12 protein-coding genes are annotated in these 14,919 nt (G+C 69.4%); 11 read left to right on the forward strand and 1 reads right to left on the reverse strand.

All coding sequences use genetic code 11. The features are described from left to right. The first annotated feature begins 10 nt into the window (after positions 1-10). The 7 genes from HFP15_RS21595 to HFP15_RS21625 all read left to right on the forward strand — a co-directional run bounded on the left by HFP15_RS21595 (position 11) and on the right by HFP15_RS21625 (position 9,311). Positions 11-1,270 (forward strand): MlaD family protein, encoded by a 1,260-nt coding sequence (locus HFP15_RS21595; protein WP_246271912.1) that lies wholly within the window; start codon positions 11-13, stop codon positions 1,268-1,270. Continuing rightward, a complete protein-coding gene (locus HFP15_RS21600) occupies positions 1,267-2,556 on the forward strand; it encodes an MlaD family protein (RefSeq protein WP_168518488.1) in 1,290 nt (429 codons plus the stop codon). Before HFP15_RS21595 ends, HFP15_RS21600 begins: the two co-directional genes overlap by 4 nt. A gap of 1 nt (position 2,557) precedes the next feature. Continuing rightward, positions 2,558-3,109: an RNA polymerase sigma factor gene (locus HFP15_RS21605; RefSeq protein WP_168518490.1), complete on the forward strand. Its 552-nt coding sequence runs from the start codon at positions 2,558-2,560 to the stop codon at positions 3,107-3,109. A 101-nt stretch (positions 3,110-3,210) separates the two neighbouring features. Further along, positions 3,211-5,448 carry an RND transporter family protein gene (locus tag HFP15_RS21610; RefSeq protein ID WP_168518492.1) on the forward strand — a complete coding sequence of 746 codons (2,238 nt, stop codon included), beginning with the start codon at positions 3,211-3,213 and terminating at the stop codon, positions 5,446-5,448. Positions 5,449-5,450: 2 nt separating this feature from the next. Further along, positions 5,451-6,494, forward strand: a complete 1,044-nt coding sequence (locus tag HFP15_RS21615; RefSeq protein ID WP_168518494.1) for a peptidyl-prolyl cis-trans isomerase — start codon at positions 5,451-5,453, stop codon at positions 6,492-6,494. A gap of 18 nt (positions 6,495-6,512) precedes the next feature. Beyond that, on the forward strand, positions 6,513-6,914 hold the full coding sequence (locus tag HFP15_RS21620; protein WP_168518496.1) for a hypothetical protein: 402 nt from the start codon (positions 6,513-6,515) through the stop codon (positions 6,912-6,914). A 105-nt stretch (positions 6,915-7,019) separates the two neighbouring features. Next, entirely contained in the window at positions 7,020-9,311 is a 2,292-nt protein-coding gene (locus tag HFP15_RS21625; RefSeq protein WP_168518498.1) for an ATP-binding protein, read from the forward strand. A gap of 80 nt (positions 9,312-9,391) precedes the next feature. Here HFP15_RS21625 and HFP15_RS21630 read toward each other — a convergent pair whose 3' ends face one another. Beyond that, complete coding sequence (locus tag HFP15_RS21630) at positions 9,392-10,306, reverse strand: LysR family transcriptional regulator (protein WP_168518500.1); 915 nt, start codon at positions 10,304-10,306, stop codon at positions 9,392-9,394. A 106-nt stretch (positions 10,307-10,412) separates the two neighbouring features. Here HFP15_RS21630 and HFP15_RS21635 point away from each other — a divergent pair, with 106 nt between their 5' ends. The 4 genes from HFP15_RS21635 to HFP15_RS21650 are packed head-to-tail and all read left to right on the forward strand — an operon-like array spanning position 10,413 to position 14,913. Further along, positions 10,413-11,657 (forward strand): alpha/beta fold hydrolase, encoded by a 1,245-nt coding sequence (locus tag HFP15_RS21635; protein WP_168518502.1) that lies wholly within the window; start codon positions 10,413-10,415, stop codon positions 11,655-11,657. 30 nt (positions 11,658-11,687) lie between these two features. After that, entirely contained in the window at positions 11,688-13,013 is a 1,326-nt protein-coding gene (locus HFP15_RS21640) for an MFS transporter (protein ID WP_168518504.1), read from the forward strand. A 17-nt stretch (positions 13,014-13,030) separates the two neighbouring features. Next, positions 13,031-13,426 carry a cupin domain-containing protein gene (locus HFP15_RS21645; RefSeq protein WP_168518506.1) on the forward strand — a complete coding sequence of 132 codons (396 nt, stop codon included), beginning with the start codon at positions 13,031-13,033 and terminating at the stop codon, positions 13,424-13,426. Then, positions 13,423-14,913, forward strand: a complete 1,491-nt coding sequence (locus HFP15_RS21650; protein ID WP_168518508.1) for an aldehyde dehydrogenase — start codon at positions 13,423-13,425, stop codon at positions 14,911-14,913. The genes HFP15_RS21645 and HFP15_RS21650 overlap by 4 nt, the downstream gene beginning before the upstream one ends. The last annotated feature ends 6 nt before the right edge of the window (positions 14,914-14,919 follow it).

Genomic DNA, 14,919 nt, shown 5'->3' on the forward strand with positions numbered 1-14,919 from the left:
GAGCATTGCGATGAAACGGACCTTCTCGATGCGCCGGACCTGGGAACGGATCCGGACCGTCCCCGGACTGGGGCGCAACCTGCTCACCGTGGCGGTGCTGATCGTGATCGGTGTGGTCAGTACGTCCACCATCCTGGGCAACCAGCGGTTCGTCCCGCCGTGGCAGGACCGCTACGAGTTCTCGGCCGACTTCGCGGAGGCGCCCGCGGTCAACCCCGGGCAGCAGCCCAAGGTGCGGATCGCCGGCGTCGAGGTCGGGCAGATCACCGGTAGCGAGGTGACACCGGACGGCAAGGCGCGGCTGAAGTTCTCGCTGGAACCGGGCCATCCCATCTACTCGAACGCACATCTGGTGCTGCGGCCGACGAACCCGCTCAACGAGATGTACGTGGAGGTCAACCCCGGCGGGCCGCCCGCCGCGCAGCTGCCCGCCGGCGGGGTCATCCCGGTCGGGCAGACCGAACGGCCGATCCAGCCCGACGAGGTGCTCAACCACCTCGACGAGCGCAGCCGGGCCGCCGTCGCCAACCTGCTCTCGACGTCCGACGTGGCGCTGGCCGACGCACCGGCCAGCCTCCCGGGAGGCCTGCGGGCCGCGGACGGCACGCTGGTCAACGCCAAGCCGGTGCTGGACGCGCTCGCCGCGCGGCGGGCGAACATCGCCAAGCTGGTGACCGCGTTGTCGCAGATCAGCACGGCGGCCGGGCACAACGACGCGCGGCTGACCGAGCTGATGAACTCGACCCGGCAGACACTGTCCACTTTGTCCCAGCACAATGCCGACCTCGAAGCGACGCTGGCCGAGTTGCCGGGCACCTCCGATCAGCTCAAGCATGCCATGACCGGGGTCTCGGAGCTGACCACGCAGCTGAACCCGGTGCTGGACAACGTCGACCGCGTGTCCGCTCAGCTGCCTGACACACTACGGAAGCTGTCCGGCACCGTGGACGACCTCGGCGCCACCGTCCGCGCGGCCGGGCCGGTGGTCTCGGCGGCGGGACCGGTGGTCGGTGACGTGAGCCCGCTCGTGTCGGACGCGCACCGCGCGCTCGGCGACCTCGAGCCGGTGACGAAGGACCTGATTCCCGATACCGCCACCCTGGTCTCCTACCTGGGCGACCTGCAGGCGTTCATCTTCAACACCAACGGCGCGTTCAGTCTCTCGGACGCGAACGGCGGATTCATTCGCGGCCACGTCGCCGTGCCGCTGCCCGACGCGGGCGTGCTGCCGGGGACGCACGGCGGCAACACCGGTGGGAGCCACCCATGAGGATCTTCAAAGGAACCGCGGGCAAGATCACCGTTCTCGGCGCGTTCTTCGTCCTGTCGATGGTGTATCTGGGATACCTGTTCGACCGTGCCGGGGTGGGCAATCCGCTGGCGTCGTCGGACTCCTACACGCTCTCGTTCGACACCACGGACGTCGACAACCTGATTCCCGTCGGCGATGTCGACATCGCCGGCGTCAATGTCGGCAAGGTCGAGGACGTGTCCCATCGCAACGGGACCGCGACCGTTGTCGTCAGCCTCGACCCGGACGCGGCGCCGGTGCATCAGGGTGCCACCGTCCGGGTCGGCGCGAAATCGCTCGCCGGAGAGTCCTATGTGGACATCGAGGACGGGCAGGGCCCGGCGCTGCCGCCGGGCACCAAGCTCGGCCCCGAGGCGGTCAAGCCCGCCGTGCAGCTGCGCGACGTCGTGGCGAGCCTCGACCCGAAGACGCGGGACGCGCTCGGCAGCCTGGTGCGCACGGCCGGCGCGGGCACCGCGGGAACCCAGCAGGACGTGGCGAACGCGCTGACCGGACTGGGCAACCTCGGCCGCCAGGGCTACACCGCGATCGACGCCATCGCCGGCCAGTCCCAGGACCTGACCGCGCTCGCCCAGCAGACCACGGTCGTGCTGGACGCGCTGAACACCGGCCAGGGTCAGATCGGCCGGCTCGTCGAGGACGCGCAGAAGCTGACGGCGGCCACGAGCGGGCAGCAGCAGAGCCTCGCCGACACCGTCCGCCGCCTGCCCGGTGTGCTGGGCAGCACGCAAACGGCGACGGTGAAACTGCGCGACCTCTCGAGCGCGGCCGGGCCGGTCGCCGCGGACCTGAACCAGGCGGCTTCGCCGCTGAACGCCGCGCTGCAGCAGCTGCCCGCCACGACCCAGGACCTGCGGGGCCTGCTGCCGGACCTCACCGGTACGCTCCGGTCGGCACCGGCCACTTTGGACCGTGTGCCCACGCTGACACGGGACGCTTCCGCGCTCGTCCCGCAGCTGCGCACCACGATGGCGCACCTCAACCCGATGCTGGGTTACATCTCGCCCTACGGCCCGGAGCTTGGCGCGTTCTTCGCGAACTTCGCGGCGATGCTCAACTACACCGACGAGGCGGGCATCCACTTCTTCCGCCTGGAGCCCGACCTGGGCAACGAGAGCATCGTGAAGGGCGTTCCGGTGCCGCTGCCCACGGTGCTGACCAACCGCAACCCCTATCCGGCTCCGGGGCAGAGCCTCGCGCCGGACGGCCGCCCGTTCACCAGGCTCCAGCCGGCTGGAGGATGACATGCCGACCTACTCAGTCCCCAGCGACGCGGACTGGCTTGCCGAGATATACCGCCGGTGCCGGGATGATGTGTACCGCTACATCCGGACCTGGGCGGTGAGCCCCGCGGCAGCCGAGGACTTCGTCAGCGAGACCTTCCTGCGTGCGGCCAAGAACGTGGTGAACCTCAAGCAGAGACAGGACAGCGTCGTCCCGTGGCTGTTCCGTGTGGCCAAGAACGTGATCCTCGATGATCGCAAGTCTGCCTACACGCGACGACGCGCGTCGGTGACCGACGTGCCCGAGCTGCCCGCCGATCAGGAGTCCTTTGAGGACAGGTTGGTGCGGAAATGGCTTGTGGGAGAGGTTTCCCGCTGTCTCTGCCTGCTCAACCAGGCCCAGCGTCACTGCCTCGAGCTGCGGTTCGGCGACGGGTTGTCGGTGGCCGAGACCGCCGTGGCGATGGACAAGACCGAGAACGCGGTGAAGCAACTGCAGCACCGGGCGATCGGCAAGCTGGGCCTGCTGCTGGCCGAACGCACCGGGGAAGCAGGCCTTGCCGAGGCCGCCTGATCAATTATTGACGTTTGCAGCTACCAAGTCACCGATGACGTTGACTATCTACTGTGGTCCCGATACTGTGACGCGGGCCACGCCGGAGGGAACGAGGTGCGATGCGGCACAGGATCACCCGTCGACGGCTCCTGGCAGCGGTGCTGCTGGTCGCGACCCTGGCCACCACGGTCGCCGGTGTGCTGCGGCTACGGGTGGAGACCACGCTCGATTCCTTTCTCCCGCGGGGCGATCCCGCGGTGACGGCGCTCGCGGACAACGCCCGTTCCTTCGGCGGAGACCCGATCGTCGCGGTGCTGGAGTCGTCCGCGCCGCGGGGACTCCTTCTGGGCCAGGGCCAGCTGTCCGCGCTGATGCGGCTGGAGGGGACGCTGGCGCACCTTCCCGACGTGGCCGCCGTGTACGGGCCGGCGACGATCATGAACCAGATCGCGATCACCTCGCAGGACATGATCGCCCGGCTCAGCGGAACCCGCGACGGCCTGCGTGCCCGCGCCGAGGACGACGCCCGCGGGAAGGGGCTGTCCGCGGCGGCGGTCAAGGCCGCGGGCGAGGCGGCGGTCGGTGACTTCGATCGCCGCTACGGCGGTCTGCTCGTGCGCGGCCTGCCCGCGGGCCTGCCGACGACGAGCAATCCGAATTTCGTGCAGAACGTGATCTACGACGGCGCCGGCCAGCCTCGTGCGCGCTGGCATTTCGTGGTGCCGACGGCGAACAGCGTGACGGTGCTCGTGCGGCCGCGCGAAGGTCTCGACGAGACGGCAACCCGGCGCCTGGTGTCGGCCGTCCGTAACGCGGTGTCGGCCGCCGGCCTGGCGACGAGCCGCACCACGGTCACCGGCGTGCCTGTGATCACCTCGGCGGTGACCGACGAGGCCACGGGCGAGATCCCGCTGATCGGCGGACTGGCGTTGGTCGTGCTCCTGCTGCGGTTCCTGCTGGCATCGCGGGCGCAGAGCTGGTGGCGAAAGCTGTGGCCGCTGACCGCCGCGGTGACCGGCAGCGCGCTGACGCTCGCCGCGTTCGGGTGGGCCGGGCTGCCGGTGTCGTTCGGCGCCATCATGCTGCTGCCCCTGCTGCTGGGCATCGGCAGCTCGTTTCCGCTCTACCTCGGTGCGGTCGCGGACCGCCGGAAGGTGGTCGTGGTGTCGCTCGCGAGTGCGGCGGCCTTCGGGTCCCTGGCGATCTCCCCGCTGCCGTTCGTCCGCGAGCTGGGCCTCGCCCTCGCCCTCGGCGTGCTGCTCACCGTGGCTGTGACGCTGGTGCTCGGTCACAAGATGGCGCCCCCGCCGCGCGTGCGCACGCAAGGAGCTGCGCCCGGCGCCCTGCGGTGGGTGGTGGTGGTCTGCCTGGTCGTGCTGGCGGCCGCGGGCTGGGTCGCGTTGCCCCGCCTGGACGTCCGGGCAAGCCCGGAGGACGTGGCGAGCGGGCTGCCCGCGCTCGCGCAGGCCCGTTACGCCGAGCAGGTCCTGGGGTCCTCCGGCCAGGTCTCGGTGGTCCTGCGCGGAACCGACACGCAGAGCCCGGACGCGCTGCGCTGGCTGACGCAGGCGCAGGACGCCGCGGTGGCGCGGTTCGGTGACCAGCTCCGGCCCGTCCTGACGGCACCGGATCTGCTCGGCTTCCTCGGCGACCAGCCCACCGCGCAGCAGATCTCGGCCGGGATGCAGCTATTGCCGCCCTATCTCACCACCGCGGTGTTCAGCCCGGACGGCAGGCAGGCGCTGCTGAGCTTCGGCTTGAAGTTCCAGGACCTCGGCGCGCAGGCGCAGCTCCTTCGCGATCTGCGGGCGGCACTGCCGCCGCCACCGGCGGGCGACCAGGTGGATACCGTCGGGTTGCCGGTGGCCGCCGTGCACGCCTATGACCAGGTGTCGCGAGACCGGTATCCGGCCAACCTGACCGGTATCGCCGCGGCCGGGCTGGTGCTGCTGGCGGGGTTGCGGCGCCGGTCCGACGCGTGGCGCGCCATGCTCGCCGCCGCGCTGGCCACGGGCTGGATGATCGCGGGACTCTGGGCGCTGGGCCAGTCGCTCAGCCCGCTGACCGTGGCGCTGGGTTCACTGGCGTCGGTCACGGCGTGCGAGTTCACGATCCTGCTGCTCGACGGCGCCCGGGCGCGCCGCGTCGCGATGTGGGCGTGCGCGACATCGGCGATCGGCTATCTCGCGCTCGTCCCGTCCCGGATCGGACTGCTCCGGGAGTTCGGCCTCACGCTCGCGGCGACGGTCCTGCTGTCCTACCTGGCCGCGCTCGCCGTCGCCCGGTCAGGACAGCGCCGTAAGTCCCGTCCGGCGGCGCGAACCGCGCTGCCCGAGGCAGAACTGGTGGAGGTGTAGCCGTGAAGCTCCGAGTACCCCGTTTCCTCCGGCGGCCGGCGCTGGTCCCGTCCGGGTTTCGCGCGCAGGCCGCGCTGGCGGCGGTCTTCGTCGTCATCGCCGGCGGTTCGGGTGGGAACCTTGTCCTGCGTGAACTGGGAAAGCTCCCCGACGGCGCGGTGTTCCGGGCCGGCGACACGGTGGTGACCGAGAACCAGCTTCAGCACCGGGTCACCCTGATGCGGTTCCTCTACGGTGTGCAGCAGCCTACCGATCCGGCCGGACTGGACCAGTTCAAGCGATCGGTGGCCAAGGCGGTCGCGGTGAGTGACATCGTCGACGACGCGGCGCGCGGAGCGGGCATCGTTGTCGCCGACAAGGCCGCCAGCGACCAGCTCGACAAGCTCGTCTCCGACAACGGCACGGACCGGCGGACCTTCATCCAGCAACTCGGCGCGAACGGAGTGTCCGAACAGGACGTTCTGGGCGAGATCAAGCGGCAGCAGGCGGGGGCTCGGCTCTTCCAGCAGATGACGGCACCGGTCAAGGCGACGACCGACGCCGACGCGCAGAAGTACTACGACGAGAACCGCGCGCAGATGGTCTCGCCCGAGCAGCGGGAGCTGTCCAACATCGTCGTGTCCGCGCCGGACCAGGCGCAGCTCGTCGCGCAGCAGGCACGGTCGGGGGCGGACTTCGGTGCGCTGGCCACCCAGTACTCGATCGACGGCAGCACGAAAGGCAAGGGCGGCGCGCTCGGCACGGTGACCGCGAGCCAGCTCGATCCCGGCTATGCCAAGGCGGCTTTCGCCGCGCCGGCCGGGTCGGTGTTCGGTCCGGTACAGACCCAGAGCGGGTGGAACGTCGGCCGGGTCGTTGTCATACACCCGGGCAGTCCCCTGTCTTTCGACCAGGTCAAGGACGCCATCAAGACCAAATTGGACAATGACGCGAAGCTGAAGGTCTGGGACGACTTCCTCGTCACCAAGATCAAAGCGGCGCACGTCGAGTACGCACCCGCTTACCTGCCCGCAGATCCCGATGCGCCACCCGCAGCCGGCGCGTGACCGAGAAGGAGGACGACAATGTTAGCTCTGATCCTGGCGGTCGTCGCCGGCATCTGCCTTGCCGCGGGCTGGCTGTGGGAGCAGGTCATCGCGGTGTACGTGGCGCTCGGCGCGTCCGTGGCCGGCCTGGTTCTGGTGCTGGGACAGGTGTGGCTGCGCCGGCGCGAGGCCGCGAAGGACACTGTGGACGAGCCGGATCCCGAACCGGGCGAGGACCTTACGCTGCCGGAAGCCGAGCATCAGGAACAGGACGAGGTGGTCTTCGTGCTGCCCGGCCGCAAGCGTTTCCATGTGTCCGGTTGCCGCATTCTGGACGGGAAAGTAGCCGAGGAGCTCACCCTCGCCGAGGCGGAGGAGGAGTCCTTCACCGCGTGCAGTGTGTGCGCCTCTCGCGAGGCCGACGAGCTGGTCGCGCACTGACCATCTCCGTGATCGTTGCCAGGTTACGAACTTCGGTTCTTGACGGTAATCAGTTACAATGCTCCTGGTCGCGCGATGGAGCGCTGGCAAGGGATGTGACTGACTTTGTGTCCACAGCGAACCGTTACCAGCAACGAGCTGACCAGTTTCATCGGCCGCACGCGAGAGATCGCTGATGTCAGGAAGCTCCTTTCGGTCGCACGGCTCATCACACTGACCGGAGTCGGCGGTGTCGGCAAGACCAGGCTGGCCAGACGCGTCGCCTGCGAGGTGCGCGACGAGTTCGCCGACGGTGCGTGGTTCGTCGATCTCGCGCGTGCGTCCGAACCCGCTCTGCTGGCCACCATCATCGCCGACACGCTCGGTGTGCCCGATCAGTCCGCGGGGTCAACCGAAGCCGCGCTCATCGAGTATCTGGCCAACCGTAAGCTTCTCTTGATTCTCGACAACTGCGAACACCTCCTTCAGGCGTGCGCCGCACTGGTCCACGAGATTCTCCAGGAAGCGGAAACGATCACGATCCTTGCCACCAGCCGGGAATCGCTCGGCGTCCTGGGCGAGTACAGCTGGCCGGTGCCGCCCCTGTCGATGCCGGACCTGGCCAACGTCGCCCCCTCACGTGGCGGGTACGTCTACGGGCACGAGGCATTGGACTTGTTCGAGGAGCGCGCCCGCGCGGTACGGCCGGGGTTCACGTTGGACTCGGAGTCGCGAGGTGTCGCCGCTCAGCTCTGCCAGCGGCTCGACGGTCTGCCCTTGGCGATCGAACTCGCCGCGGTACGGCTGCGGGCGTTGTCGATCGAGCAGATCGTGACGCGGCTGGAGGACCGGTACCGCCTGCTGTGCACCGGAAACCGAGGCGGTCCGGCCCGGCACCAGACCCTGCGTGCCGCGGTCGACTGGAGTTTCGACCTGTGCTCGGAGCGTGAGAAGACGATGTGGGCACGGCTTTCCGTGTTCGCGGGTGCGTTCGATCTCGTCGACGCCGAAGAGGTGTGCGCCGGGGTGGGAATCGCGCGGGAGGAGGTGTTCGAGCTCCTGTCCGATCTCATCGACAAGTCCATTGTGCTGCGTGAAGGCACCGATGAAGCGCCGCGTTACCGGCTGCTCGAGACGATCAAGGCCTATGGCAGGCAGAAGCTGGCGGTCGCCGGCGGCGATGTCGTCCTGCGCCGCAAGCACCGTGATCACTACTTGCGGCTGGCAGAACGCAGCGAGAGCGGCTGGTTCGGTTCCGAGCAGGCGCTGTGGTGTCTGCGCCTGCGCAACGCACAGGCGAATTTCTGGGCGGCGCTGGACTTCTGCCTGACGACGGCGGGGGAGGCGCTGACCGGCTTGCGGATGGCGGGAGCGCTGATCTTCTACTGGAACGCGTGCGGGCACCTCAAGGACGGGCGGTACTGGCTCGAGCGGACACTGAACGCCGCACCCGCGCCCTCGCCGGAAAAGGTCAAAGCACTGTGGGTCAACGGGTACATCGCGATGACCCAAGGCGACAACGAGTCGGCGATGCGCAGTTTCGACGACTGCGTCGAACTCGCCGGGCAGCTCGAAGACCCGGTCGCGCGTGCGTTCTGCTTGCAGTTCCGCGGCTCGGCCGAACAGTTCAAGGGAAACTTGACCGAAGCCGAGACGCTGCTTGCCGACGCGGTCGACTTTCACCGCGGACGGGGCGCGCTGAACTCGCTGACGGTGCTCGCGACGGCGCAATTGGCCTTCGTGTCCTGCTTGATCGGCAAGGCGGACCGGGCGGTCGCACTGTGCGAGGAGTGCCGGGCCGTGAGTGCGATCCACGGCGAGCAGTGGGCCCTGTCGTGGGCGCATTGGGTGCTGGGATTGGCGCGGTGGACGCTCGGAGACTACGAACCGGCGGCGCTGGCGCTCAACCAGTCGCTGGTCGCGAAACGAGCGCTCGACGACAACTTGGGCATGTCGGCATGTGTCGAGCTTCTGGCGTGGGTGGCGTTCGAGGAGGGCGACGCCAAGCGGGCGTGCCGTCTCTTCGGTGCGGCTGTCGCGTTGTGGGCCTCTGTCGGTCACCCGCTGTTCGGCTCCGCCGAACTGCTGGCGATCCACGACCGGTACGAGGAGCGGGTACGCGGGACGCTCGGCAGCAGGGCCTACGAGCGATTCCACGTGCAGGGCCAGCAGATGACGCTCGACGAGGTGATGTCGTTCGCGTGCGCGCAGACGGCGCCGCCGGACGCCGAGCCACGCCTGACCCGCCGCGAGAACCAGGTGGCCGGGCTGATCGCGGAAGGGCTGAGCAACAAGCAGATCGCCGCGCGATTGGTCATCTCCCAGCGCACGGCCGAGGGCCACGTCGAGAATGTTCTGGCGAAGCTGGGTTTCCAGTCTCGCGCACAGGTCGCGGCCTGGTTCGCCGGGCGGGATTGACCGCGTGCCGGTTGCTGAGGTGGCGGCGTTCTGACGCAGTCCGTTCGCTACGAAATCCGTAGGGACGGTCGGCGTCCCCTTCAACCAGTGGTCGGTGCTTGATCCAGGCTGACGGGTTTCGCCGTGTTGGCGATGAGGTTCCACATCACTTGTGCGGCGTCGGTGGTGACGCCCTGGGGAAGCGTCGCGGCGGCGACGGTCCAGACCAGCGAGGCGTTGTCGATCGGAACCAGCGCGGTGGGGACACGTGTGGCGATCGCCAGCGGGCGTGGCACGATCGCCAGCCCCAGCCCGTGCGCGACGAGTTCGAGGAGTGAACCGATCTCGTTGCAGGTGACCCGCACGGTGCGGCTCAGGTCGGCCGCGTCGAATGCCTGGTCGGTGACCTGTCGTGCGGCGAGGTCGGGGTGGAAGTCCACGAAGGTCTCGTCCCGCAGGCTCTCCAGCGTGATCGACGGGCGGCCGGCGAGCCGGTGCCCCAGCGGGCAGGCCAGGACCATCGGGTAGGTCGCCAGCGGCGTCAGCCTCACGCCTGCCGGGACCTGAAGGGGCATGGTGACGAAGGCGAGTTCGAGCGTCTCGTCGGCCACCTTCGCGAACAGGTCCAGCGGCATACCGACCGTGACAGCCACGTCGACGTGCGGGTTCTCCGCGGTGAACCGGCTCAGCAGCGCGGCGAGGTCGAGACCGGCGAACGACGGGATCGCCCCGATCTGCAGGGTGCTCTTGACGACACCGGGGCCGCCGCGAATGTGGGACTCCGCAGCTTCAAGTGTTGCCAGTGCCCGGCGTGCGGCGGCGTAGAGGTCGCGCCCCGCCTCGGTGAGCTCGGCCCGTTTCCGGCTGCGTACGAACAACGGCGTGCCAAGGCCGTGCTCGAGCGTGCGGATCGACGTGGACAGCCCGGGTTGCGAGATCCGGAGTCGTTGCGCGGCGGCAGTGAAGGTGCCGGCGTCCGCGACGGCGAGGAAATGCCGGAGCTGGCGAGTCTCCATGTATAGCTCCTACTTATGCGACTGGCAGATTTTCAGTATTGGACATCTGTTAGCTATGTCAAGCACTCTCGACGAAGAAGGTGGTACTCATCGACGAGGAGTTGGCATGCGCATCAGCCTGCAGGTGCTCGAAGAGCTCGATCTCGACGTGGTGCTCGGCGGGCTTCCGCCGGCAGGATCGTGGCGCGGGCTGGTCGACGTTGGCGGTATCGCGTTCGGTCTGTCTGGAGTGGACAATGCGGTCCGGATCGTGCCGGTGTCCGGGATCAACGACCGCTGGGACTTCGAGTTCCTGCTGTCCGAGGAGGACTGGTCGGCGTTCTGCGCGGAGCCCGTGGCGCGTGGTTACACCACAGCGCAGGCGGTGGTGGCGACGACGAACGGCCGCCCGGTGCGCGGTGACCGTGCGGTGTGGGCAAGGGTGGCGCCGGTGGTCGACCGTGTGCTGGACGCGGTGCGTGCGGCCGTGCGCACCCCGTCGGTGCGACGCCCGGAACCGCCTGAACCGCCGCTGGGCGTCAGCCCGATCACCGGACGCTACCTGACCGTCGAGGTCCAGGGGCGGCGGCAGCGGATCTACTACGAGACCGCGGGCGCCGGCCCCGCCCTCGTCTGCCTGCACACGGCGGGCGCCGACTCGCGCCAGTTCCGGTACCTGCTGGAGGATCCCGCGGTGACCGAGCGGTGGACCGTGGTCGCGTTCGACATGCCGTGGCACGGCCGCTCGGAACCGCCCACCGGGTGGCAGCACGAGCCCTACCGGCTGACGACACAGGTCTACGCCGACACCGTGCTCGCCGTCATCGACGGTCTCGGTCTGCGGCGACCCGTGCTGGCCGGTTGCTCGATGGGCGGTGCGATCGCGTTGTACCTCGCCAGCACGGCGGGCGAGAGGTTCACCGGGGTGTGCGCGCTGGAGGGCGGGCTGGGCAACCCTTCCCGGTTCGTGGAGTGGACGAACCGGTCCGATGTGGACCATTCGCTCTTCCTGACCAGCTGGGTCGGCGGTCTCATCGCGCCGACGAGCCCGGCCGGGCCCGCCGCGCAGACGCTGTGGGGCTACGCGCAGTCCGGGCCGGGGGTCTATCAGGGCGACACGTACTTCTACTCGCACGATCTCCCAGAACACGCCGAGTCGCTCCGGCCCGCCACCTGCCCGCTGTACGTGTTCAGCGGCGAGTACGACTACTCGGCCACCACGGAGATGAGCAAGGACGCGGCGGAACGCCTCGGCGGGCAGCTCGTCGAGATGTCCGGGAAGGGGCATTTCCCGATGTCGGAGGATCCGGCCAGCTTCGCCGAGTACCTCCTCCCGGTGCTGGATCTGTTGCGGGACAAATACGAAGACTGAGTCTCTCACCCCAGAGAAGTGGTGAACAGCATGTTGCGTAACGATATTTCCCGTACCGACGGCAGGCGGCGCGTTCTTGCGGCCGGTGCCGGAAACTTCATGGAGTGGTTCGATTTCTCCGTCTATGGTTTCTTCGCTGGGGCGATCGGCGCCAACTTCTTCCCGAGCGCCAGTGCCACCTCGTCATTACTGTCCACTTTGGCCGTGTACGGCGTGGCGTTCTTGATGCGGCCAGTGGGCGGCTTCGTCCTGGGAGCGGTCGGCGACCGGCGTGGCCGGCGCTTCGCCCTCACGCTTTCGGTGGTGCTGATGGGAGTCTCCACGGCACTCATCGCGGCGTTGCCGTCCTACGCGCACCTCGGCGTGGCCGCACCCGTCCTGCTGGTGCTGCTGCGCTGTGTGCAGGGATTCTCCGCCGGGGGTGAGTGGACCGGTTCGGCGGCCTTCCTGGTCGAAAGCGCGGCGGCGCACCGCCGCGGCCGCACCGCGAGCGTGGTCCCGGCCACGGCCGCGCTGGCCGTGGCCGCGGGTGCCCTGAGCGCCCTGGTGATTCGGGTGACCGTGCCGTCACCGGAGATCGTCACCTGGGGCTGGCGCATCCCGTTCCTCGTGGCGTTCCCACTGACACTGGTGGGGCTGTATCTGCGGATGAAACTGGAGGACACCGAGGTCTTCCGCGAGCTCAAAGCGCGGGGTGCCGTGGCCGAAGCGCCGATCCGGGCGGTGGGGCGCGGCAACGCGAAAAGCGTGGCGATCTCCTGTGCGCTGTCGGCCATCACGGTGCTCGGCTTCTACTACATAGCGGCCTACTCCACGACTTTTCTGACCACGACAGCGCGCATGGCTCCGCGTTCGGCACTGGTGGTCGTGGCGGTCGGCGCGCTGATCTACGCCGCGTGCTGCCCGCTCGCGGGGATCCTGTCGGACCGGTTCGGCAGGCGGCCGGTCTCCTTGGCGGGCGGTGCGGGGCTGGCGGTGTGTGCCGTTCCCGCGTTCCTGCTGATGGGCACCGGGAGCCCGGTGCCCGCGGTGGCCGGCATGGTGTTGTTCGGCCTGTTCGAAGCCTTGCACAACACCACGACCACGGTGATGCTGACGGAGTTGTTCCCCGCGCACATGCGGTCCACCGGCAGCGCGATCGGGTACAACATCGGCGCCGCGCTGATCGCCGGTCCCGGCCCGCTGATCGCCGCGGCGCTGGCCACCGCCGGGGCGGGGCTGCCCGCGGTCTACATCGCAGGCGTCGCGTTCGTCTGCACGGTTGTCCTGTGGTTCGCGTTGCCGGAGACCCGGTGGCGAGCACTTGGTCCGGATCCGCGCACCGCGGCGGCCGGACGTCCCATCACCAGCGCCTGATCCGGAAGGGAGTCGCGATGCATCTGATCCGCTCGCGGTCCGGCCGCCCGAGTGGCCGCCGGACCGGCACGTTCACCGGGGAGGTCTGGGGAGACCCGGTATCGCCGGAGGGGTCGGATCCCGTGGTCAACACCGTGCTGTTCGCGCCGGGCGCACGCACCTACTGGCACCGCCACACTGCAGGTCAGCTCATCGTGGCGACCCATGGTGCCGGCTTCGTCGGCGCCGAAGACGGCCACGGACTGGCGGTGGCGGCGGGGCAGAGCGTGTGGACGCCCGGCGGGGAGATCCACTGGCACGGCGCGGGCCCGGACAGCCTGCTGACGCACACGGCGTATTCCTTCGGCCCCACGGAATGGCTGGCCGAAGTGTCCGAAGAGGACTATCTACGCGCATTCGAGGAGTGCTCATGACGAGCACCACGGGCGGCGAGCTCACCGAGATCGGTCTCTACATCGACGGCCGGATCCAAGCGGCGGCGGGCGGCCGCACCTACGCGTCGGCCGACCCGTTCACGGGCCGGCCGTGGGCCGGCGTCGCCGACGGCACCGCAGAGGACGTCGACCGGGCCGTCGAATCCGCTCGGGCCGCACTGCACGGACCGTGGGGCGGGCTGACCCCGAGCGCGCGGGGCGCGCTGTTGTACGAGCTGGCGGCATTGATCGAGCGGGACGCGGACAAGCTCGCGGAGTGGGAGACCCGTGACAACGGCAAGCTGCTGCGGGAGATGAGCGGGCAGGTGCGCTCGCTTCCCGAGTGGTACCGCTACTTCGGCGGGCTGGCGGACAAGGTGCAGGGCGAGGTGATCCCGACCGCGAAGCGCGACTTTCTGGTCTACACCGAGCACGAGCCGGTCGGTGTGGTCGCCGCGATCACGCCGTGGAACTCGCCGCTGCTGTTGCTGACCTGGAAGCTGGCGCCCGCGCTGGCGGCGGGGTGCACCGTGGTGGTCAAGCCCAGCGACTACACCCCGGCGGCGACCGTGGCGCTGGCCGGACTCGTCAGCGAGGCCGGTTTCCCGCCGGGCGTGGTCAACGTGGTCACCGGCTCGGGCGCGGAGACGGGCCGGGCGCTAGCCGGGCACCCCGGCGTGGACAAGATCGCTTTCACCGGTTCGAACGAGGTGGGACGCGCGGTCGCGCACGCCGCAGCGGACCGGTTCGCCCGCATCTCACTGGAACTCGGCGGTAAGTCCGCGCAGATCGTCTACGACGACGCCGATCTGGAGGCGGCCGCGAACGGCGTGGTGGCCGGGATCTTCGCCGCGGCCGGGCAGACCTGCATGGCGGGTTCGCGGCTGCTGGTGCAGTCGGCCGTGGCCGACGAACTGGTCGCCCGGGTGGTAACCCGCGCCGAGTCCATCAGGATCGGCGACCCCAAGGACCCGCGCACCGAGATGGGCCCGCTGGCCAACGAGCGGCAGTACGAGAAGGTGCTCGGCCACTTCACCGCCGCCCGCACCTGCGGCGCGACGGTGCTGACCGGCGGCGAAGCGGTCGATGAGCTCGGCGGATTCTTCGTGAGGCCCACCGTGCTGCGCGATCTGCCGCCCGATGCCCGCGCCGTGAACGAGGAAATCTTCGGCCCGGTGTTGTCCGTCGTGACCTTCGACAGCGACGAGGAGGCGGTCGGGCTCGCCAACGGCACCGAGTTCGGCCTGGCCGCCTCGGTCTGGACCCGCGACGTCTACCGGGCCCATCGCACGGCGCGACAGCTGCGGGCCGGATCCGTGTGGATCAACGCCTACCGCACCGTCGCGCCCCAGGTGCCCTTCGGTGGTTTCGGCGCGTCCGGGATCGGGCGGGAGAGCGGAATCCACGCGATCGCCGACTACCAGGAGACCCGATCCGTGTGGGTGGAGCTCGGCGGGCACACCCGCGATCCCTTCACACTCGGCTGAAAGGAC

It is taken from the genome of Amycolatopsis acididurans (assembly GCF_012328925.1).
In the GTDB taxonomy this organism is placed as follows: Bacteria; Actinomycetota; Actinomycetes; order Mycobacteriales; family Pseudonocardiaceae; genus Amycolatopsis_E; species Amycolatopsis_E acididurans.